Origin of the sequence: Rhodanobacter glycinis (assembly GCF_006438785.1) — a bacterium.
GTDB lineage: Bacteria > Pseudomonadota > Gammaproteobacteria > Xanthomonadales > Rhodanobacteraceae > Rhodanobacter > Rhodanobacter glycinis_A.
The window spans coordinates 504437-525515 of sequence record NZ_RCZB01000001.1 but is presented as its reverse complement, the minus strand read 5'-3'; the positions used below and the strand labels follow the sequence as shown (position 1 = coordinate 525515).

Genomic DNA, 21079 nt, shown 5'->3' with positions numbered 1-21079 from the left:
CGATGGATCGCGCCCAGCCGCTCGCCTCAGTGGATCACCGTGCCGATCCGCGAGAAGTCGACGCCGCCGGTGCCCCAACCCTTCCAGCTCATCCAGATCAGGAACGCCTTGCCGGCCAGATTCTGCTCCGGCATGCAACCCCACCAGCGGCTGTCGAGGCTGTCATTGCGGTTGTCGCCCATCACCAGATAGCAGCCTGCCGGTACCTTCGACGGCACCCGATCGTTGGGGATCGAGTTGGGTACGTTGTAGGCGGGCATCCGCGCGATCGTGTGATTGACGGCACTGCCGTCTTTGCGCAGCAGGTGCTCGGTCCAGACCGTGGCGCCCATGTTCAGCATGATCTGGTCCACGCTGCGCTGCGGATTGCCCAGGTACGGACCGACCTCATCAGCCGTCACCGGCTGGCCGTTGACCAGCAGCTCGGCACCATGCACATCGATGCTGTCGCCCGGCAGGCCGATCACCCGCTTGATCCAGTTCTGCGAGGGCACCGGCGCATGCGGGTCGTTGCAACTCATGTCACCGCTGCGTACCAGCGCGCCGCCGTCCTGGCACAGATAGCCGGGAAAGCGGAACACCACCACGTCGCCGCGCTTGGGCTCGCCGAGGTCAACGAACTTGTTGTTGAACGCGGGCAGACGCAGGCCGTAGGCGAACTTGTTGACCAGGATGAAATCGCCCACGTCGAGCGTCGGCATCATCGAACCGGATGGAATGCGGAAGGGCTCGGCCACGAACGAGCGCAGCAGCAACACCACCAGCACCACCGGAAACAGCGAACGGGCCCAGTCCACCGGTACCGGGTCGCGATACTCGTCGCCAGCGGCGTCGAGACGTGCCTTGCGCTTCTTGTACAGAAACAAGCGGTCCAGGCCCCACACCACGCCGAACAGCACGGTGAGGCCAAGCAGAATCGCCGAAAAATCAAATTCCATGCCTTAACTCCAGGTTGCCAGGCAGATCATCGCTGATCATGCTTATTTAGATCAGGCTTATTTATCCACTCTCAGAACGGCGAGGAAGGCTTCCTGCGGGATCTCCACCCGGCCGACCTGCTTCATGCGCTTCTTGCCTTCCTTCTGCTTTTCCAGCAATTTCTTCTTGCGGCTGACGTCGCCGCCATAGCACTTGGCCAGCACATTCTTGCGCAGGGCTTTCACGGTGGATCGCGCAACGATCTGCGCGCCGATCGCCGCCTGGATCGCCACATCGAACTGCTGGCGCGGAATCAGATCCTTCATCCGATCGACCAGTTCGCGGCCACGTCGCTCGGCATGCGTGCGATGCATGATCAGGCTCAGCGCATCGACGCGCTCGCCGTTGATCAGCACGTCGGTACGCACGAACGGGCCGGCCTCGAAGCGATCGAAGTGATAGTCCATCGAGGCGTAACCGCGCGAGACGGACTTGAGCCGGTCGAAGAAATCCATCACCACTTCGGCCAGCGGCATCTCGTAGCTGATCTGCACCTGGGTCGCCAGATACTGGATCGAACGCTGCACGCCGCGCTTCTCTTCGCACAGGGTGATCACGTTGCCGATGTAGTCCGGCGGCGTGAGGATGTTGGCGATGATGATCGGCTCGCGGATCTCCTGTATCAGACTGGAGTTCGTCGGCAGCTTGGCCGGGTTGTCCAGCATCAGGATCGAGCCGTCGGTCTTGAGCACCTCGTACACCACGGTCGGCGCGGTGGTGATCAGGTTCAGATCGTATTCGCGCTCCAGCCGCTCCTGCACGATCTCCATGTGCAGCATGCCGAGAAAGCCGCAGCGGAAGCCGAAGCCCATCGCCTCGGAAGACTCCGGCTCGAAGAACAGCGCGGCGTCGTTGAGGCGCAGCTTGTCCAGCGCCTCGCGCATCGCCGGGTAGTCATCCGAGGACACCGGGAACAGGCCGGCGAACACACGCGGCTGCATGGTCTGGAAACCCGGCAAGGCCTTGTCGGCCGGCTTGCCGGCATGGGTCAGCGTGTCGCCGACCGGCGCGCCATGCACATCCTTGATCGAGGCATTGATCCAGCCCACCTCGCCCGCACCGAGCTTGTCCAGCTTCTTGCGCTTGGGCGTGAACACGCCGACATCGCCCACTTCATGGGTCCGGCCGGTCGACATCACCAGCAGCTTGTCGCCGGGCTTGATCTCGCCCTGCATGATGCGCACCAGCGACACCACGCCCAGATAGTTGTCGAACCAGGAGTCGATGATCAACGCCTGCAGCCGGTCGGTATCGCGCGGCTTCGGCGGCGGAATGCGGGCAACGATCGCTTCCAGTACCTCGACCACGTTCAGCCCGGTCTTGGCGCTGATCGCGACCGCGTCGGTGGCATCCACACCGATCACCGCTTCGATCTCAAGCTTCACTTTCTCGACGTCGGCCGTCGGCAGGTCGATCTTGTTGATCACCGGCACCACTTCCAGACCCATCTCCACCGCGGTATAGCAGTTCGCCACCGACTGCGCTTCGACACCCTGCGCCGCATCGACCACCAACAGCGCACCCTCGCAGGCGGCCAGCGAGCGGCTGACCTCGTAGGAAAAGTCGACGTGACCGGGCGTATCGATGAAATTGAGCTGGTAGGTCTTGCCATTGCGCGCGGTGTACGGCAACGACACCGACTGCGCCTTGATGGTGATGCCGCGCTCGCGCTCGATCGGATTGGTGTCCAGTACCTGCGCCTCCATCTCGCGATCGGCCAGGCCGCCACAAAGCTGGATGATGCGATCGGCCAGCGTGGATTTGCCGTGATCGATATGGGCAATGATGGAGAAGTTGCGGATCAATTCCATGGAGCGCTGGCGGCCTGTCGGGCTTGGGTTTCACTGCCGCGCACCATGCGCAGCAATGCATCACGAAGGAGTGATGCTAACCCGGCATTATCGCATGGAACCCGCCGGCCGCCGCGCCGCGGATGCGGCACGGGCGCCGGCCGATGCGGGCAGGCACCCGTGCTGACCTCGTGCGGCCTACCGGCCCTGTTATTTGTCGTCCGGTATCGTCAGGCCGATGAAGTTGCTTTGATCGCCGCGGCGCACCAGCAACAGCACCGTGCTGCCGGCCTTCGCGTCTTTGGTCGCCGCCTGAAACCCGGCCACGCTGCCGATCTTCTGCTGGTTGACCATCAGGATCACGTCACCCGCCTGCAAACCGGCCTGTGCGGCCACCGGCCCGGTGATGTCGCTGATCACCACGCCCTGCCCCGACTGCAATCCCAGTTGCTTGCGGGTATCGCTGTCCAGCGACTGCACGGTAAAGCCCAGCGCGGCCGAACCGCTTTGGCCCGGTGGCGTTGTGGCGCCCTGATTGTTCACCGCACCTTGATCACGCGAGGCTTCGCTGATGGTGACATCGAGCGTCTGCTTCTTGCCGTTGCGCAGGATCTCCACGGGAACCTTGCTGCCCGGCTTGGTCATGCCGACCAGCGGCGGCAAGTCTGCAGCCTGCTGCAGCGCCTGGCCGTCATACGACAGGATGATGTCGCCGGGCTGGATGCCGGCCTTGGCGGCACCGCTGTCGGGGCTGACGTCGACCACCGCAGCACCCGTACCATTGTCGAGCTTGAATGCCTTGACGATGTCGTCATTGACCGGCTGCATCGTGACGCCCAGCATGCCGCGCGAAACATAGCCCTTGCTCTTGATCTGCTGCACGGCGCTCATCGCCACGTCGATCGGGATCGAGAACGACACGCCGAGGTAATCGCCCGTGTTGGAATAGATCTGAGAATTGACGCCGACGACGCGGCCCTGCAGGTCGAACAACGGGCCACCGGAATTACCCCGATTGATCGGCACGTCAGTCTGGATGAAGGACGTGTAAGGCTGGTCGCGCTGGCCCAGGTTGCGCCCTACCGCGCTGACGATACCCTGCGTCACGGTGTAGTCGAAGCCGAACGGCGAACCTATTGCCAGTACCCATTGACCCGGCTTCAGGCTGCGCGAATCGCCGATGCTGACCACCGGCAGGCTGCCGGCGGCATCGACCTTGAGCAGGGCGATGTCATAGGTGGGGTCGGTGCCGATCACCTTCGCGGTGAGCGTGCGCCGATCCTGCAGCCGCACAGTCACCTTGTCCGCGTGATCGACCACATGGTTGTTGGTAAGGATGTAACCGTCGTGCGAAATGATGAAGCCGGAGCCGAGCGAGGTGTGTTTCTGCTCCTGCGGTGACGGCATCATCGGCATGCCGAAGAAGCGCCGCAGCATCTCGGCCTGCGGATCATCCGGCATGCCCTGATTTGGCATGGCCTGGCCGCGCATGCTGCGATTCGCGCCCTGCTTCTCGCCGGTGTATTTGGCCTCGACATGAACTACGGCGGGCGCATTCTTCTGCACGATGCCGGTGAAATCGGGCAACGCCGCAACAGCGGGCACCTGCGCCTGCACTGCGCCGACACCGGCAAGACCCAAGAGCGCGCAGCACGCTACTGTGCGCAAGATGGAATGCTTCATGACTCCTCCTCGTGGACTTCAGCCGAAAATCTGGGCCGATGGTTGATTCAATGACTCTGCACCAGGGCAACGCCTGGCGCGCGCCTTCCATCGGCCTGTGCAGCTGGCCGATGGCAGCGAAAAACAGAGTGGCAGCGAACCGCGGGCAATCACACGCGATTCGCCTTATTGCGCGGCGGCGGCAGCCTGACGCGCAGTGCCCGGCGCAGCTTGTTGCTCCGGGTCGAGCAGCAGCAGGTAGCTGCCGTCATTGTTGTCGAGCGTGCGGTAGCGAGGCATCGATGGATAGTTCGACAGACGCCGCGCATACGCCGACTGATTCGGGCCAAACGGTGCACCCAGCGTCGCGGAGGCTTGCTGGCTGAGCAGACCGGCAGAATTGCCGCTCAGCCATGGCGGTACCGCGGCCGGGGATGCAGGCTTGCTCGCCGGTGTCACGACGGCAACAGCGCTGCTCTGCTGGACGGTCGAAGCCGTCACGCGCTCCGCATCTCCAGTAGGCTGACCGATCATCAGAGCTGCAGCGGCCACGCTGGCGGCGATCGCCCCACCGGTCGACCAGCGCAACCAGTGACTGCGCCGGGTGGTGGCAGCCGGCATGGATTCCTGCCCGATCGCCAGCATCACCCGATCAACGAACCCGGCGTCCAGCACCGGCGGCAACTGCTGGCGCAGGCTGTCGCGGGCGATGTGATAACGCGTCCAGGTTTGCTGCAGCGCCGGGTCGTGATCGAGTCGGCGCAACAGGAAACGCAGCTGCTCTTTCGACAATTCGCCGTCGATGCCTGCGGAAAGGTTTTCCGGGGCATCCTGCGTCATGTCCGCCTGATTCATGCCTGCCTGATTCATGTCTGATCCTTAGCGGTCCGACAACAGAGGCCGCAGTTTTTCGTCAATTGCTTCACGTGCCCGGAAGATGCGCGACCGCACCGTACCAATCGGGCAACCCATCGCCTCGGCGATTTCATCGTAACTGAGGCCATCCACCTCACGTAGCGTGATGGCTGTCCGCAGTTCTTCGGGCAAGGCTTGGACAGTGGAAAACACGGATTGTTCAATTTCCTGGCGCATCAGCTCGCGCTCGGGTGTGGCGCTGTCGTGCATGCGCTCGGCACCTGCCATGAACTCGGCATCGTCGGCGTCGATATCCCCAGCTGGCGGACGTCTCCCCATCGCCACCAAATGGTTCTTGGCGGTATTCACCGCGATCTTGTAAAGCCAGGTATAGAAAGCGCTGTCGCCGCGGAACGAGCCGATCGCCCGCCACGCGCGGATGAAAGACTCCTGCGCAATGTCTTCACACTCGGCATGGCTTCGCACATAGCGCGAGACCAGCCCGATCACCTTGTGCTGGTATTTGCGCACCAGCAGGTCGAAAGCCCGCTTGTCCCCGCTCTGCACTCGCTCGACCAGCGCGCGATCCAGTTCGTTTTCGCCCATCCGGGCCGTATCCGTCGTCAATGCCGTCATCCGCTGCGGGAGCATGTTTTGAACTGAACGCCGCGCTCAGACCACAGTCCGGCGCCCGAGTTCAGCTTGCGTAGGGTTTCGCCGCCACCATAACGCACAGCCTGTTGGCTGGTTGTCATATCGGCCGCATGCCCCAAGCCCCAGATGGGCCCATTTTGTTATGGGGGCGCTCGTCAGTGGCTCAAGCCGGCTCGGTGGTTCGTCCTTCCAGCAGGCGCTGACGCTCGGCCAGCAGCTTGTCGAAACTGATCGGTTGCAGCGGGCGGCAGAACAGATAACCCTGCAGCTCATCGCAGCCGTACGTGCGCAGGAACTGCAGGTGCTGCTCGATTTCCACGCCTTCCGCCACCACAGCACGCTTCAGCCGATGGGCCATTTCGATGGTGGCGCGCACGATCGCCTCGTCGTCGGGATCCACCCCGATATTGCGCACGAAACTCTGATCGATCTTGATGCGGTCAGCCGGTAGCCGGCGCAGATAATCCAGCGAGGCGGCGCCGGTGCCGAAATCGTCGATCGCGATATGGCAGCCCATGCGATGCAACGCATGCAGGTTGTCGACCAGGTTCGGCGCGGCCTTGATGCTGACGCTTTCGGTGATCTCCATCTCCAGCAAGGTGGGGTCGAGGCCGGTTTCGCGCAGCACTCTGGCCACGGTCTCCATCAGTCGAGGCTCCATCAGCTGTACGGCGGACAGGTTCACGCCAAGGCGCAGGCGCAGGCCATAGCGCTGCTCCCACTCCTTGGCCTGGCGGCAGGCGGTGCGCATCACCCACTCGCCGATCGAGACGATAAGCCCGCTCTCTTCGGCCAGCGGAATGAATACCGCCGGACTGATCATGCCCAGCTCCGGATGCTCCCAGCGCACCAGCGCCTCCATCCCCACGATGTCCTCGGTTTCGGTGTTGACCTGCGGCTGGTAGACCACCCGCAACTCACCGTTGCCTTCGGCATGACGCAGACGGGTCTTCAACGCCATGCCGTGCTCCCGGGCGTATTCCGGGCTTACTTCATAGATCTGGAAATTGTTGCGACCGAGATGCTTGGCCGCATACATCGCCTCGTCGGCATGCTTGAGCAGGGTCTGCGCATCGCCCGCATCGTCGGGGAAGAAGCTCAGCCCCATCGATGCAGTCACCTGCAATTCGGTGCCGTCATCGAGGTACAGCGGCGTCTCCATCACCTGCACGATCTTCTCGGCCACACGTGACACGTCGTCGTTCTTCACGATGTGTCGCAACACGATGGTGAATTCGTCACCGGCATAACGTGCCACCGTATCGGAGGCACGGATGGCGCTGCACAGGCGCTGGGTGACCACCCGCAACACCTGGTCGCCGGCCGCATGGCCGTAGGTATCGTTGATCGCCTTGAAGCGGTCGAGATCGACGAACAACACCGCAAAGCATTCGCCATTGCGGGTCGCCTCGCGGATGATCGTGTCCAGCCGATCGTTGAACAACAACCGGTTCGGCAACCCGGTCAAGGCATCGACCAGACCCTCGGCGCGGCCCTGTTCCCGCGTGCGCCCCAGTTCCAGTACCTGCGCGAAACGGGCTGCGGCACAGCGCAACACCGGCTCAACGATGCCCATCTCGCCGAAACCCTTGCGACTACCGGCCAACATCGCGCCGAGCACCGTGTGGCGCTCGTCGTACAGCGGCAACCCGGCAAACCCGGCCAGATCGAGCTGCTGCAGCAGCGGGTCGATCGGCGCCAGCCGCTTTGCATCGGCCCGGTACAACATCGGCTTGCCGGCCAATACCAATTGCAGGGAGCTCTGCAGTTGCGCTGGCGGCCATGCCGGCGCCTCGCCGCTCCACAGCTGCAAGAGCTGGGTCGGGGTGTCGGCGCCATCCTGACGTGCGGACCAGACGGCAAGGTAGTCCAGACCCAGCTCGTCGAACAGCAGGCGGCCCGCCGCGATCTGCGCATCGACACCACTGGTCGAGGCAAAGATGCGTGACAGCAGCGACAGCGCAGCTTCGGCGCGCAGGTCGGCACGATCGCTGCGGAACATCAGTGCCAGTGCATCACGCCCGGCATGCCGCATATGCCGCACGCTGGCCTGGCCGGTGTCCACGCCCTGCGACGACTTGCGCTGACACGGGTACCAGCTGCGGTCGGCATCGGCCAGCACCTGTTCGATCGCGATACCTTCGAAGCGCAACACGTCGGACAGCAGCAAACCTTCCCACTGACTGGCATGCAGGCGGCTGTGGCGGGCCAGCGTGGGGCTGACTTCGAGCAGGTGGTGGGTCTGCGCGTCGGCAATCAACCATTCGTTATCGCCTTCCTCAAACGCGTAGCGATAATCCTCAAGCGCTGCAGTGGCCGGCAAGGCGGCCGCCTTGTGTGGCGCCTGGTTGCCCGCCAGGGAACGCCGCCAGCGCGGCACGAGTTCGCTGCTGATCTGTGCGCCCGAAAGCCAGTCGGTGATCCCTGGCGGCAGATCGGCAGGGCTGAGCGAGGCTTCTTCGGCCAATACCGCGATGAGCGGTGTCTCCACTGCGCCCGGCAGGCGACGCAATTGCTCGCAACTGTTTCGTGCCTGCTGCCCGTCGCCGGCCAGCACCACCACCATCAACTGCAGCGGCGGCAGTGACGGGCGTCCCTCCAGCAGGATCGCGGCGTGTTGCAAGTCGCGCGCGCTGTGGATGTGCGAGTAGCCCGCCTGATCGAGCGCGTCGAACAGGCCGCGGCGCAATTCGCGCTGTGCTGCCACCACCAGGATGCCGGAGTTCATGGGCTAGTGAGTCTCATGACAGCCAGCGGCCATCGCGCAGACGCAGGCGCCGGGGCTGGCTGTCCTCGCTGTTCAGGTGCACGGCCAGTTCGCCCAGATGCTCGACCAGCGCCACCGGCGCATCGATCAGCACGACGCGCCGAAGGTGCTCCTTGGGCGCACGGGCGAGCTGGCGCAACAAGGTGGCATCCATCGCCGACAACGGCAGCTCGAGCCCGAGCAGGAAATAGACACCGAAATGCATGCTCTGCTGCATGTAACGCAAGGCATTGCCCAGCCGCTGGCAATCCGGCACCCGCGCGTGCGCATCACGCAGGCTGCCCAGGCCAGTGTCCGGTTGCCACAGATACACCGCCTGCCCGGTATGCCGGGCAAGCACGCGGAACTGGCCGATCAATGCGTGGACATCCTTGCTGTCCAGCACGACCAGGCCGCTGGGAGCGGCCAGAATCCGATCGAAAATCTCGGCGCCGGCTTGCGGTGGGGCGGAGGCCATTGCGGAAGTCATTGCGTCCCCGTCCTGCGGCGTCGGCGGTAATGCCAGGGTGAAATCGTCACGCCAGCGATTGATTGGCCCTGTCGGGGGCTGCCCGGCCGTTGCGTGCCATTGAACCACGATGTGTGGCTTCATTGTCCAGCAAGTGGCCTATACCGCGACCCGATGCCCGATCGACGGGCTCCCAGCAGGCTTCCACTCACCAGGTTGGGCGATTTCACACTGGCGCCAAGGCCCGGTCAAGCAAGCCCGTCACATCTCGCAATCAAGGCGGCGGAACGGTATGGTTCAAGCTTCCTCCACGAAGCCTTGTATGCCCATGTTCGAAGGATTGCGCTTCAACCACTGGAAGACCAGCGAAGGCGACGACGGTGTTGTCACGCTGACCCTGGACCGTGCCAACAGCAGCGTCAACGCAATCTCGCGCGCGGTGCTGGATGAGCTTGAGCAGATCGTCGAGCGGCTGGCGATCGACAAGCCCGCTGGCGTCATCATCCACTCGGCCAAGTCGGCGGGATTTGCGGTGGGTGCCGACATCAAGGAGTTCGTCGAATACGCCAGACACGACACCGTGCTGGAAAACATCGAGCACGGCCAGCGCGTCTACGAATCGCTGGCGCGCCTGCCCTGTCCCACGGTGGCAGCCGTGCACGGTGCGTGCATGGGTGGCGGCACCGAGTTGATCCTTGCCTGTCGCCACCGTATCGCTGCCGATGACGACAAGACCCGGATCGCACTGCCGGAAGTGATGCTAGGCATTCACCCCGGCTGGGGCGGTACCGCGCGCCTGCCACGCCTGATCGGCGCCACCGAAGCGCTGCCGGTCATGCTCACCGGCAAACCCCTGTCGGCCAAACGTGCGCTCGGCCTGGGCGTGGTCGACCGTATCGCACGACCCGACGAACTGCTGGCCGAAGCGCGACTGCTGTTGCGCCATGCGCCACCGCGCCCGTTCGCACGGCGTGCCAAGGCCTGGGTCAGCAACACCTGGCTGGCCCGGCAGATCCTGGCGCCGATGGTGTTCAAGCAGACCGCCGCGAAGGTACGCAAGGAGCACTACCCCGCTCCGTTCGCGATGATCGACGTGTGGAAGCGCGGCGGCTCAAACATCCAGCAACGGTTGAAGATCGAAGCACGCTCGGTGGCGAAGCTGGCGAAGACGCCGACCGCGCAGAACCTGATCCGCATCTTCTTCCTGCAGGAACGGTTGAAGGGCCAGGGCGGTGGCACCGACCATGGCATCAAGCATGTGCATGTAGTCGGCGCTGGCGTGATGGGTGGCGACATTGCCGCGTGGGCCGCGTTCAAGGGTTTCGACGTGACCCTGCAGGATCGCGAGATGAAGTACATCCAGCCCGCGCTGGATCGGGCGCGCACGCTCTACGAGAAAAAGCTGAAGGCGCCGGAGAAGGTCGAGGCCACTGTCCGCCGGCTGCGCGCCGACGTTGGCGGCAGTGGCGTAGCCTCAGCCGATCTGGCGATCGAGGCGATCTACGAGAACGCCGAGGCCAAGCGCGCGTTGTACGGCATGATCGAGCCACAGTTCCAGGCCAACGAGATCCTCGCCAGCAACACCTCCAGCATTCCGCTGGACGAGCTGCGCAAGAACCTCACCGCGCCGCAGCGTTTTCTCGGCCTGCACTTCTTCAATCCGGTGGCGCAGATGCCGCTGGTCGAGGTGGTGCGCCACGACCGGCTCGACCCGGCGATCGAGAAACGCGCGCTGGCGTTCTGCAAGGCGATCGGCAAGCTGCCCATCGCGGTCAAGGGCACGCCGGGCTTTCTGGTCAACCGCATCCTGATGCCGTATTTGCTGGAGGCGATGCGTCTTTACAGCGAGGGTGTGCCCGGCGCGGTGCTGGATCGTGAGGCGAAGAAGTTCGGCATGCCGATGGGACCGATTGAACTGGCCGATACGGTGGGCCTGGATGTCTGCGCGTCGGTTGGCAAGGAGCTTGCTCCATTCCTTGGTCTCGAAGTACCGCCGGGGCTGGATGAAAAGCTCGCCGCGGGCAAGCGCGGCAAGAAGGATGGCCAGGGCATGTATGTATGGCAGGACGGCAAGCCGCAGAAGCCCGAGGTCGACAAGGACTATGTGATGCCGCCTGACCTGCAGGAGCGCATGATCCTGCCGATGGTCAACGAGGCCATCGCCTGCCTTGCCGACGGTGTGGTCGACGATGCCGACCTGCTCGATGCCGGCGTGATCTTCGGCACCGGTTTCGCACCGTTCCGCGGTGGCCCGATCCAGTACGCCCGCAGCGAGGGCGTCGACAAGCTCAAGACCAGACTGGAGCAGCTGGCCCAGCGTTACGGCGACCGTTTCCGCCCGAAGAACGGCTGGGATCATCCGGCGCTGGCATTGGGCGGCTTCGAATTGCCGGATACGCCTGCGAATTGAGCGGGACTGGTACGTTCAAATAAGAACGCCCGGCACAGCCGGGCGTTTTGCATGGTGCCCGGCTTCACCCAGGCTACACCACGATCACCACATCAGATCGTCAGGCACGCCGTCATCACCCATGCCATCCGCATTCGGATCAACCAGCAGCGCCACCAAATGCGCATCGATGGACTGCACTTGTTCGGCGATCTCGCGACTGACCAGCAGATAACGACCGCCCTGCTGCACCACACCGAGCTCGCCGGCATTGAGTGCCGCCAGCTGTGCCGCATCGACATGCACCCGACGGATCTTGCCGCCGTATTCGAAATTGCGCGGCTGGTCCGCCTCAGCCTTGTTCAATGCCTTGCCGTCGAGCAACTGCTGGATCTGCAACTTGCGTTCGCGCCGTAGCCTGGCCTGCTCGGCAGCCTCCTGCTCGATCCGCTTGCGTTCGTTCGCCTCGGTCTGCGCGCGTATCGCATAGGCCTTGGCCAGATCGATTTCTTCCCGGCCCTGGCCCGACGGTCGTGCCGCGTGCGACGGCGCAGGCGGCTTGCCACCCATGCGTGCGGGCTTGACGGACGATGGTGTCAGCGGGCGTTTCTGCTCGCGCACCCGGTCCTGTTGAACCTGTTTGACGATGCCGCTCTTGAGCAGCTGATCGCGCAGGGAATCGGCCATGCTGGTGTTCCGTGGTCGGTGGATTGATCAGTAATGTGGCGGTGGTGGCTCGTTGTGGGGATCGTCGGCCTGCGCCACCCGCATCGACGACAGTTCGCCCCGCAAGTCGCGCAACGCCCGTTCAAGTGCCGCAATGCGCTGCGACTGGTCGGCGTCTGCCGCCGTGAGCGCCTGCACCGCGTCGTCAATGAAGGTCAGCTTGACCTCCATCTCGTCCAGCCGCTGTTCGAGCGCATCGCCAGAGGTGCTCATCGGCGAATCTGCAGGCTGCGGCCGCGACCGATGCCGTAGTACGCCAGACCCGCCTCTTCCACGGTAGCCGGGTCATACAGGTTGCGGCCGTCGAAAATGGCCGGCTCGGCCAGCGCCGCGCGGATGCCCGCAAGATCCGGGCTGCGAAACGCCTTCCATTCGGTGACCACTGCCAGCACGTCGGCACCTTGCAAGACATCGTAGGCGTGTTCGCAAAGCACCAGGTCGTCACGATCACCGTACAACCGGTGCGTCTCTTCGCGCGCCTCCGGATCGAATGCGCGAACCTTCGCACCCGCATCCCACAACGCCTCCATCAGCTGGCGGCTGGGGGCCTCGCGCATGTCGTCGGTATTGGGCTTGAACGCCAGCCCCCACAACGCGATCGTCTTTCCTGCCAGCGCGCCGTTGAAGTGATGCGAAATCAATTCGAACAGCTTGGTCTTCTGCTGCCGGTTGACCGCCTCAACGGCACCGAGCAGGCGTGCTTCGTAGCCGTAGCTGTGCGCTGTGCGCTCCAGCGCCTGGACATCCTTGGGGAAACACGAACCGCCGTAGCCGGCACCGGGATAGATGAAGTGGTAGCCGATCCGCGGATCCGAACCAATGCCCTGCCGCACCAGCTCGACATCGGCACCCACCCGCTCGGCGATATTCGCGATCTCGTTCATGAAACTGATCTTGGTCGCCAGCATGGCGTTGGCGGCGTACTTGGTCAGCTCGGCGGAGCGTTCATCCATCACCACCATCCGGTCGTGGTTGCGATTGAACGGCGCATACAACTTGTGCAGCACCGCCACGGCGCGCGCGCTGGACGCGCCCACGATGATCCGGTCGGGGCGCAGGCAGTCGTCGACGGCCGCGCCTTCCTTCAGAAACTCGGGATTGGACACCACATCGAACTCGACCGCGGCATGACGCGCAGCCAACTCGGTCGCAACCGCCGCGCGCACGCGATCGGCGGTGCCGACCGGCACGGTCGACTTGTTGACCACCACGGCGTAGCGATCCAGATGCCGGCCAATGGTGGCGGCCACCGCCAGCACGTACTTCAGATCCGCACTGCCGTCCTCATCCGGCGGAGTACCGACAGCTATGAAGATCACCTCGCCATGGGCTACCGCCGGAGCCGCGTCAACGGTGAAGTCGAGCCGTCCGCTGGCATGGTTGCGCCGCACGATCGATTCCAGGCCCGGTTCGTAGATCGGGATATCGCCCCCCCTCAGGCGCGCGACCTTGGCCGCGTCGATATCGACACAGACCACGTGATTTCCCATTTCGGCCAGACACGCGCCGGTGACGAGTCCGACGTAACCGGTACCGAAAATAGTGATCTTCATCATCGTGCGAAACCCCTTCGAACATCAGCCGCCTATTCTAACCCGCGTGACGGATGGCGGAATGCGCTTGCGGATCCCCAAAAGCAGAAGGGCGCGAATCGCTTCGCGCCCTTCTGCTCTGCAGCGGTGGTGAAACCGCAGCGGGCTGTTCTGTTACTTGCCGCCCGGGGCGGCACCAGCCGGTGTCGGGCCGGTCTTGACCAGGGTCACGTCGAAGATCAACGTGGCATTTGGCGGCATCGGCGGCTGCGGCTCGGCACCGTAAGCCAGCGAGGACGGAATGAACAGCTTGTAGTGGCCGCCCGTCTGCATCAGTTGCAGGCCTTCGCGGAAGCCCGGGATCACGCCAGCCAGCGGGATCTTGGCCGCGCCCGGCGGATTGTGCTTGGCCGAGGCATCAAACACCTGGCCGTCGATGAAAGTACCGGTGTAGTTGATCTCAACGGTATCGTTCGGACCCGGACGAGCGCCCGTACCCTGGCTGATCACCTGATACTGCAGACCCGAGGCGGTGGTCTTGACGCCCGCAGCGGACTTGTTCTTGGCCAGGAAAGCATCGCCTTCGGCCTTGTTCTTGGCGCCGAGCTTGGTCATTTCCGCCTGGTACTTGGTCTGGATCTTGGCCATGAAGGCGTCGTGCACCTGCTTGGCTTCGGCATCGCTCATGGTCGGCTTCTGGCCGGACAGAGCAGCCTTCACCGCATTCGCCACGGCGTTCGGGTCCAGCTCGTCGCGCATGATCGGCGGAACCTGGGAAGCAATCTCCCAACCCACAACATAGCTGGCCTTGGCTTTGTCGACGGTACCGGCAGCACCGGCCGTCTGGGCGGATACGCCCGCCGTCATGCCCAGCGCAACGGCCATCGCGACCGCCGTCAGCGTGGGACGCAGAAAATGCTTCATTCGTAACTCCCTCATGTTTGGAAATGCCGGCGTTGCCGACCGGGCCCCCCCGATGGAGGCAGGCCTCGCATTGTGCGGTGCTTGTCCGGTCTTGGCAACGATTCAGGGCTCAGACCGTCAGTCCGCATAAAGGTTCACCGATGCCTGTGCTGGCGCCCGCTTTTCAGCCGGAACCACCCCCGGGCAGCCCCGGCTTGTCCAGGGTCTCCTTGAGCGCCGCCTGCAGACGCGCGTGCATCTTTACCAAACTGCGCCACAGCACCACCGCCAGCACCGTCCCGAGCACGACCAATGACATCGCGATACCGCGTGGTGGCAGGATCGTCGAGCCGAGTGCGCTGACCAGCAACGCCAGCGCCAGCAAGGTTGCCAGTGGGATGATCCGCGCCAGCACGTTGCGGATGGCCTGTGTGTAGGCGCCGGCAAACCGTTCACGGATGCCGATCTCGGCCAGCAACATGCCCAACGCCTCGGCCTTGCGGTATATCGCGATCAGCATCGGCAGGGACAGAAACAGCGCGCATGCCCAGATCAGGGTATGCCGCAGGTCGCGGTCGATACCCAGCATCGAGAACCAGCTCCAGCTGTGTCCATTGATGTAGGCGCCGATGATGAACAGTGCCACCACCAATAGAACATTGATCGCGATATGCCACAGCAGCCGGCGGAAAATCGCCGCAATCGCTGCGTTCTCGCTGACGGGCTTGAGGTTCTCCAGCCAACCGCTGTAACTGGTCGCAAGCAGCCGCATCGGACGCGGCGTCAATCGGCGCAGACCATTCGCCAGCGTGTCGGCGGAACGATTCAGGTACGGCGATGCTGCCATGCACAGCACCGACACCGCCACCGCAATGGGGTAGATGAAATCGCTGATCACGCCGAGCGAAAGCCCCAGAGTGGCGATCACGAACGAGAATTCACCGATCTGCGCCATGCCCAGCCCCGAACGCAGCGCGGTACGCGCGTCGTGACCGACAACGAAGATGCCCAGACTGCACGCCAGCGTCTTGCCAGCGATCACCACTACCGCAATAAGCAAAGCCGGCAGCGCGTACTGCAGCAGCATCGAAGGATCGATCTTCAGGCCGATCGCCACGAAGAACAGCGCGGCGAACATGTCGCGCAACGGCTCCACTAGGCGCAGCACGCGCACCACACTGCGCGATTCGGCGACAACCGCCCCGGCCAGAAACGCGCCCAACGCCACGCTGAAACCCATCCATGCGGCGAACAGGCTGGCACCGAAACAAATCCCCAGCACACTCACCAGCAGCGTTTCATCGCGACCGAAACCCGCTACGTAATCGACCAGTCGAGGTAACAGCAATAGTCCGAGGATCATCCCGACGACAATGAACAGCCCCAGATGACCGATCAGCGTGAACGCAGTTTCCGCCTGCACCGAGCCGCCGATCGCCACGGCCGTCAACAAGGTGAGCATGACGATCGCCAGCATGTCCTCGGCTACCAGCAGGCCCACCACCAATTGGGCAAAGGGTCGATGCCGCTGCCCTCCCTCGCTCAGGGTACGGGTGGCAACCATGGTCGACGACAGCGAGATGATCGCGCCGAGGAAAAGCGCATCCATGCCGGTCCAGCCGAACAATCCGCCAATGCCGTAGCCGACCCATAACATCAATCCGACTTCGCCCACCGCCACGGCCAGCACCCCGATGCCGACATCACGCAGTTTGCGCACGCTGAACTCAAGCCCCAGCGTGAACATCAGCAGCACCACACCCAGATTTGAAATATCGTCAATCGCCCGCGGGTCATCGACCAGCATGCCCGGCGTATGCGGTCCGATCAGCACACCGGCGAGGATGTAACCCAGCAGCACCGGTTGACGCAGGCGCTGGAACAGGATCGTTGTGGCGCCGGCCACGATCATCACCACAGCCAGGTCGCGAATGAAACCGATTTCGTGCATGCCCCGACTCTTCAGTAACGCAAGTCACTGCAGCTTAAACGAACCACGGCCAGCATCTGCCTGATCGCGACTTGAAGTCACGAACCGCGATGGATTCCATCGTCAACCATCCTGAAAAAAAGCTTGACGGATATCCAGCTCGACCCTATTCTTCTCGGCTTCCAGCGGCGGGGCCATAGCTCAGCTGGGAGAGCGCCTGCATGGCATGCAGGAGGTCGGCGGTTCGATCCCGCCTGGCTCCACCAACTTAATCCGTCCCCATCGTCTAGAGGCCTAGGACATCACCCTTTCACGGTGGCGACCGGGGTTCGAATCCCCGTGGGGACGCCAAGTTGGCTCGCAAAGCTGGAAGAAATGCGGAGTGGTAGTTCAGTTGGTTAGAATGCTGGCCTGTCACGCCGGAGGTCGCGGGTTCGAGTCCCGTCCACTCCGCCACTATTCAGACGAAAAGCCCGCCTCGTGCGGGTTTTTTGTTGCCTGTGCTATGGCCGCGCATGCGTCTCGTCGATCAGGCTTCAGGCACCAAAGTGCGGGTGGAATGCCCCTGCTCGGCCAGGTACTCCAGCCAGCGCGAAAGAAACCCGTTCATGCGCAGGCGATGCTGGAACACGGTATGCGCCGGTGAAAACGGCCCCAGCACCTGCCACAGGTGCCGCCCTGGGTGGCAGTGCAGCGCTTCGGCCACATGCGCGTCGGTATACATGCGCAGCTGCGCCGACGGTGCACGCTGGCCAGTATGTGCATCGACGAAATCGTAGGTGAGTTCCAGCTCCAGCGTATACGGATGGCATTCCTGCACGTGCAGATGCACGTTGAGTCCGTCATCCACCCTGGATACATAGCGACCCGGTGCCAGCTGCTGCGGCGCGAACAGCCGTGACAGGCGGTGATAGTTCTCCGCATACAGCCCCATCAGGAACTCGAAGCGCCCCGGCAGCAGGCTGTTGCGATTGTCCAGTACGACACTCATGGCGGGCAGGCAAACTCCGGTCGGCAATCAGAACATGGTCCGCTCGATACCGAAGCGGTCGAAGATCTTGCTGGCGATCTCCTCGATCGACACATGCGTGGTATTGAGACTGGGAATACTGGCCTGGCGCATCAGGCGATCCGCCTGCTCCAGTTCCCAACGGCATTGCTGCAGGGTCGCGTAGCGGCTGCCGGCGCGGCGCTGCTCGCGGATCTGCGCCAGACGTTGCGGATCGATGGTCAGTCCGTACAACCGATCCCGATACGGACGCAGGCGTGCTGGCAGTTCGAGCTTCTCCAGGTCCTCGTCGGTCAGCGGATAGTTGGCGGCGCTTACACCGTAATGCAAGGCCATGTAGAGACAGGTCGGCGTCTTGCCCGAGCGCGACACACCGACCAGGATCAAATCGGCCTCGGCGTAATTCACGTCAATGCCATCGTCGTGCGATAGCGCATAGTTGGTGGCATTGATGCGCGCCTCGTACTTGTCGAAATCAACCATGCCATGCGAACGATTGACCGCACCGGAACGCTTGGCGCCCAGCTCGTCTTCCAGCGGACCGATGAACGGTGCGAACACATCCAGCATCAACGCACCGCTGGTGGCGACGATATCGCACAGCGCACGTTCGGCCATGGTGTTGACCACGATCGGCCGCTGGGCGCTTTGCGCGTAATGGGTCTTGATGCGCAATGCGGCAGCTTCCGCCTTCTGCGCGTTGTCGATGAACGGCAGCCGGTGCTTGTCGAACTGCACGCCCTCGAACTGCGCCAGGATGCTGTTGCCGATCGTCTCCGCGGTAATACCAGTGGAGTCGGAGATGAAGAAAACCGTTCGCTGCATACAGGATCCCGATTGCGCAGATGCGTTTGATCGCACCTTAGCGCAAGCACAAAACGCTGTCTCCGATTGACCGCCAGCTGACTGGTATGCCGTTGGAATGCCATCGCACGGCAATGGTCTTCTTGTGCTGCGCACCATCGGCAGCGGACAATACCAGTCCTTTGCAGTCCCCTTTGGGCCTGCACGCCGTATCCATCCCGTCACCCTTAGTAGAGCTCTTGAGGAAATCCCCTTGAACGATCTGGTGCTTTGGCTCGACCAACTTCGCATGACCGACCTGGGCAAGGTGGGCGGCAAGAATGCCTCGCTCGGCGAGATGATCGGCAACCTGGCCAAGCTTGGCGTGTCCGTGCCGGGTGGTTTCGCCACCACGGCCGATGCGTTCCAGCAGTATCTGGAAAAGAGCGGTCTGGCCAAACGCATCCAGGAACGCCTCGCCTCGCTCGATGTCGATGACGTCGACACGCTGGTAGTAGCTGGCAAGGAGATCCGCGGCTGGATCGTCGACACTGCCCTGCCTGGCGAACTCGAGCAGGCGATTCGCGCGGCCTATATCAAACTATGCAAGGACGCCGGTGCCGACGATATCGCCGTCGCCGTACGCTCGTCGGCCACTGCCGAGGACCTGCCGGATGCCTCATTCGCCGGCCAGCAAGAGACTTTTCTCAACGTGGTCGGCATCGACGACGTGCTGCACAAGGTGAAGGAAGTCTTCGCGTCGCTGTACAACGATCGCGCGATCGCCTACCGCGTGCACCAGGGGTTCAAGCACGAAGACGTGTTCCTGTCCGCCGGCGTGCAATTGATGGTGCGCTCGGACGTGGGCGCCTCCGGTGTGCTTTTCACGCTGGACACCGAATCCGGCTTCCGTGATGTGGTGTTCGTCACCGGCTCGTACGGCCTGGGCGAAATGGTCGTGCAGGGCGCGGTCAATCCGGACGAGTTCTATGTGTTCAAGCCGACCTTGCGTGAGGGCAAGCCCGCCGTGCTGCGCCGCAATCTCGGCGCCAAGCAGCTGCGCATGGTCTATTCCGCTGCGCCGGGCGAACGCGTGCGCACCGAAGACACACCGACGGAAATGCGCAACAAGTTCTGCATCAACGACGAGGACGTGCAGGAACTGGCGCGGCAGTCGCTGATCATCGAAAAGCATTACGACCGACCGATGGATATCGAGTGGGCGAAGGATGGTCATACCGGCAAGATCTACATCGTGCAGGCGCGCCCGGAGACGGTGAAATCGCGCACGCACACGACCCAGCTCGAGCGCTTCCACCTCAACGAGAAAGGCAAGGTACTCGCCGAAGGTCGTTCGATCGGCCAGAAGATCGGTGCCGGCAAGGCGCGCGTGATCCGCTCGCTGAGCGACATGAACAAGGTGCAGCCGGGTGATGTGCTGATCGCCGACATGACCGACCCCGATTGGGAGCCGGTAATGAAGCGTGCCTCCGCGATCGTCACCAATCGCGGCGGCCGCACCTGTCATGCGGCGATCATCGCGCGCGAGCTGGGTGTACCCGCCGTGGTCGGCACCGGCAACGCACTGGAACTGATCCCGGATGGCGCCGAAGTCACCGTGTCCTGCGCCGAAGGCGACACCGGCACGATCTATGAAGGCATCCTGAAATTCGAACGCGTCACTGCCGATCTTGGCGACATGCCCGAGGCGCCGCTGAAGATCATGATGAACGTGGCAAACCCGGAGCGCGCGTTCGATTTCGGCATGCTGCCGAATGCCGGCATCGGTCTGGCCCGTCTGGAAATGATCATCGCCAGCCACATCGGTGTGCATCCCAAGGCGCTGCTGGAATACAGCCAGCAGGATGCCGAGACGAAGGCAAAGATCGACGAACGCATCGCCGGTTATGCCGGTCCGGTCGAGTTCTATGTCGATCGCCTCGCCGAAGGCATTGCCACCATCGCCGCCTCGGTCTACCCGAAGCCGGTGATCGTGCGCCTGTCCGACTTCAAGTCGAACGAGTACGCCGGCCTGCTCGGCGGCTCGTGCTACGAGCCGCATGAAGAGAACCCGATGATCGGCTTCCGCGGTGCCAGCCGTTACGTCGACCCCAGCTTCGCCGCGGCATTCGCTCTGGAGTGCAAGGCGGTCAAGCGCGTGCGCGAAGTGATGGGCCTCTCCAACGTATGGGTGATGATCCCGTTCGTGCGCACCCTGGGCGAAGGCCGCAAGGTGATCGAAGTGCTGGCCAAGAATGGCCTCACCCAGGGCGAGCATGACCTCAAGGTCATCATGATGTGCGAGGTGCCCTCGAACGCTCTGCTCGCTGACGAGTTCCTCGACATCTTTGACGGCTTCTCGATCGGATCGAACGACCTCACCCAGCTCACCCTGGGCCTCGACCGCGACTCCAGCATCGTCGCCAGCCTGTTCGACGAACGCGATCCAGCCGTCAAGAAATTGCTGTCGATGGCGATCAAGACCGCCCGCGCCAAGGGCAAGTACATCGGCATCTGTGGTCAGGGCCCGAGCGACCATCCGGATCTGGCCGAGTGGCTGATGGAGCAAGGCATCGAGTCGTTGTCGCTGAATCCCGATACGGTGGTTGATACTTGGTTGCGGTTGGCGAAGAAGAAGGCCGGCTGAATCGAC

At 63.2% G+C, this 21079-nt stretch carries 16 protein-coding genes and 3 tRNA genes; 5 read left to right on the top strand and 14 right to left on the bottom strand.

Annotated features, from left to right (window positions below):
* Positions 1–26: 26 nt before the first annotated feature.
* From lepB to EAH75_RS02705, 7 genes are all read right to left on the bottom strand, one after another.
* Positions 27–938 carry a signal peptidase I gene (gene lepB / locus EAH75_RS02735; RefSeq protein ID WP_140804096.1) on the bottom strand — a complete coding sequence of 304 codons (912 nt, stop codon included), beginning with the start codon at positions 936–938 and terminating at the stop codon, positions 27–29.
* Positions 939–995: 57 nt separating this feature from the next.
* Positions 996–2789, bottom strand: coding sequence for a translation elongation factor 4 (lepA, locus tag EAH75_RS02730; protein ID WP_140655095.1), 1794 nt, complete (start codon positions 2787–2789; stop codon positions 996–998).
* Positions 2790–2978: 189 nt separating this feature from the next.
* The gene (locus tag EAH75_RS02725) at positions 2979–4451 is read right to left on the bottom strand and encodes a Do family serine endopeptidase (protein WP_140804093.1); all 1473 of its coding nucleotides are present in this window, start codon (positions 4449–4451) and stop codon (positions 2979–2981) included.
* 165 nt (positions 4452–4616) lie between these two features.
* Complete coding sequence (locus tag EAH75_RS02720; RefSeq protein WP_240046326.1) at positions 4617–5300, bottom strand: sigma-E factor negative regulatory protein; 684 nt, start codon at positions 5298–5300, stop codon at positions 4617–4619.
* Positions 5301–5309: 9 nt separating this feature from the next.
* Positions 5310–5891, bottom strand: a complete 582-nt coding sequence (gene rpoE / locus EAH75_RS02715; protein ID WP_181524801.1) for an RNA polymerase sigma factor RpoE — start codon at positions 5889–5891, stop codon at positions 5310–5312.
* 211 nt (positions 5892–6102) lie between these two features.
* On the bottom strand, positions 6103–8667 hold the full coding sequence (locus EAH75_RS02710; RefSeq protein ID WP_140804091.1) for a putative bifunctional diguanylate cyclase/phosphodiesterase: 2565 nt from the start codon (positions 8665–8667) through the stop codon (positions 6103–6105).
* A gap of 13 nt (positions 8668–8680) precedes the next feature.
* Positions 8681–9175, bottom strand: a complete 495-nt coding sequence (locus EAH75_RS02705) for a hypothetical protein (RefSeq protein WP_140804089.1) — start codon at positions 9173–9175, stop codon at positions 8681–8683.
* Between the two features lie 307 nt (positions 9176–9482).
* On the opposite strand from EAH75_RS02705, the gene EAH75_RS02700 reads away from it, so the two are divergent.
* Entirely contained in the window at positions 9483–11564 is a 2082-nt protein-coding gene (locus EAH75_RS02700) for a 3-hydroxyacyl-CoA dehydrogenase NAD-binding domain-containing protein (RefSeq protein WP_140805005.1), read from the top strand.
* Positions 11565–11648: 84 nt separating this feature from the next.
* On the opposite strand, the gene EAH75_RS02695 is transcribed toward EAH75_RS02700, so the two are convergent.
* From EAH75_RS02695 to EAH75_RS02675, 5 genes are all read right to left on the bottom strand, one after another.
* On the bottom strand, positions 11649–12230 hold the full coding sequence (locus tag EAH75_RS02695; RefSeq protein ID WP_140804087.1) for a DUF2058 domain-containing protein: 582 nt from the start codon (positions 12228–12230) through the stop codon (positions 11649–11651).
* Positions 12231–12257: 27 nt separating this feature from the next.
* A complete protein-coding gene (locus EAH75_RS02690) occupies positions 12258–12482 on the bottom strand; it encodes a SlyX family protein (RefSeq protein ID WP_140655078.1) in 225 nt (74 codons plus the stop codon).
* Positions 12479–13822, bottom strand: a complete 1344-nt coding sequence (locus EAH75_RS02685; RefSeq protein ID WP_140805003.1) for a UDP-glucose dehydrogenase family protein — start codon at positions 13820–13822, stop codon at positions 12479–12481. The genes EAH75_RS02690 and EAH75_RS02685 overlap by 4 nt, the downstream gene beginning before the upstream one ends.
* Positions 13823–13975: 153 nt before the next feature.
* Positions 13976–14725 carry an FKBP-type peptidyl-prolyl cis-trans isomerase gene (locus EAH75_RS02680; RefSeq protein WP_140804085.1) on the bottom strand — a complete coding sequence of 250 codons (750 nt, stop codon included), beginning with the start codon at positions 14723–14725 and terminating at the stop codon, positions 13976–13978.
* Between the two features lie 163 nt (positions 14726–14888).
* On the bottom strand, positions 14889–16655 hold the full coding sequence (locus tag EAH75_RS02675) for a cation:proton antiporter (protein WP_140804083.1): 1767 nt from the start codon (positions 16653–16655) through the stop codon (positions 14889–14891).
* 169 nt (positions 16656–16824) lie between these two features.
* Here EAH75_RS02675 and EAH75_RS02670 point away from each other — a divergent pair.
* The 3 genes from EAH75_RS02670 to EAH75_RS02660 all read left to right on the top strand — a co-directional run bounded on the left by EAH75_RS02670 (position 16825) and on the right by EAH75_RS02660 (position 17090).
* Positions 16825–16900: transfer RNA gene (locus tag EAH75_RS02670), tRNA-Ala, on the top strand.
* 9 nt (positions 16901–16909) lie between these two features.
* Positions 16910–16985 (top strand) — tRNA-Glu (locus EAH75_RS02665).
* Positions 16986–17013: 28 nt separating this feature from the next.
* Positions 17014–17090 (top strand) — tRNA-Asp (locus EAH75_RS02660).
* A gap of 73 nt (positions 17091–17163) precedes the next feature.
* Here the strand turns inward: EAH75_RS02660 and EAH75_RS02655 are convergent.
* A complete protein-coding gene (locus EAH75_RS02655) occupies positions 17164–17625 on the bottom strand; it encodes a DUF1249 domain-containing protein (protein WP_140655069.1) in 462 nt (153 codons plus the stop codon).
* 27 nt (positions 17626–17652) lie between these two features.
* Complete coding sequence (gene ppsR / locus EAH75_RS02650) at positions 17653–18468, bottom strand: posphoenolpyruvate synthetase regulatory kinase/phosphorylase PpsR (protein WP_140655066.1); 816 nt, start codon at positions 18466–18468, stop codon at positions 17653–17655.
* A gap of 232 nt (positions 18469–18700) precedes the next feature.
* Between ppsR and ppsA the strand changes: the two genes are divergently transcribed.
* Positions 18701–21073: a phosphoenolpyruvate synthase gene (ppsA, locus tag EAH75_RS02645; protein ID WP_140804081.1), complete on the top strand. Its 2373-nt coding sequence runs from the start codon at positions 18701–18703 to the stop codon at positions 21071–21073.
* Positions 21074–21079 lie beyond the last annotated feature (6 nt).

What these genes read in the sequence shown, in the direction of transcription:
- lepB (WP_140804096.1), bottom strand. Translation starts at nt 938, where the DNA reads ATGGAATTTGATTTTTCGGCGATTCTGCTTGGCCTCACCGTGCTGTTC.
- lepA (WP_140655095.1), bottom strand. Translation starts at nt 2,789, where the DNA reads ATGGAATTGATCCGCAACTTCTCCATCATTGCCCATATCGATCACGGC.
- EAH75_RS02725 (WP_140804093.1), bottom strand. Translation starts at nt 4,451, where the DNA reads ATGAAGCATTCCATCTTGCGCACAGTAGCGTGCTGCGCGCTCTTGGGT.
- EAH75_RS02720 (WP_240046326.1), bottom strand. Translation starts at nt 5,300, where the DNA reads ATGAATCAGGCAGGCATGAATCAGGCGGACATGACGCAGGATGCCCCG.
- rpoE (WP_181524801.1), bottom strand. Translation starts at nt 5,891, where the DNA reads ATGGGCGAAAACGAACTGGATCGCGCGCTGGTCGAGCGAGTGCAGAGC.
- EAH75_RS02710 (WP_140804091.1), bottom strand. Translation starts at nt 8,667, where the DNA reads ATGAACTCCGGCATCCTGGTGGTGGCAGCACAGCGCGAATTGCGCCGC.
- EAH75_RS02705 (WP_140804089.1), bottom strand. Translation starts at nt 9,175, where the DNA reads ATGACTTCCGCAATGGCCTCCGCCCCACCGCAAGCCGGCGCCGAGATT.
- EAH75_RS02700 (WP_140805005.1), top strand. Translation starts at nt 9,483, where the DNA reads ATGTTCGAAGGATTGCGCTTCAACCACTGGAAGACCAGCGAAGGCGAC.
- EAH75_RS02695 (WP_140804087.1), bottom strand. Translation starts at nt 12,230, where the DNA reads ATGGCCGATTCCCTGCGCGATCAGCTGCTCAAGAGCGGCATCGTCAAA.
- EAH75_RS02690 (WP_140655078.1), bottom strand. Translation starts at nt 12,482, where the DNA reads ATGAGCACCTCTGGCGATGCGCTCGAACAGCGGCTGGACGAGATGGAG.
- EAH75_RS02685 (WP_140805003.1), bottom strand. Translation starts at nt 13,822, where the DNA reads ATGAAGATCACTATTTTCGGTACCGGTTACGTCGGACTCGTCACCGGC.
- EAH75_RS02680 (WP_140804085.1), bottom strand. Translation starts at nt 14,725, where the DNA reads ATGAAGCATTTTCTGCGTCCCACGCTGACGGCGGTCGCGATGGCCGTT.
- EAH75_RS02675 (WP_140804083.1), bottom strand. Translation starts at nt 16,655, where the DNA reads ATGCACGAAATCGGTTTCATTCGCGACCTGGCTGTGGTGATGATCGTG.
- EAH75_RS02655 (WP_140655069.1), bottom strand. Translation starts at nt 17,625, where the DNA reads ATGAGTGTCGTACTGGACAATCGCAACAGCCTGCTGCCGGGGCGCTTC.
- ppsR (WP_140655066.1), bottom strand. Translation starts at nt 18,468, where the DNA reads ATGCAGCGAACGGTTTTCTTCATCTCCGACTCCACTGGTATTACCGCG.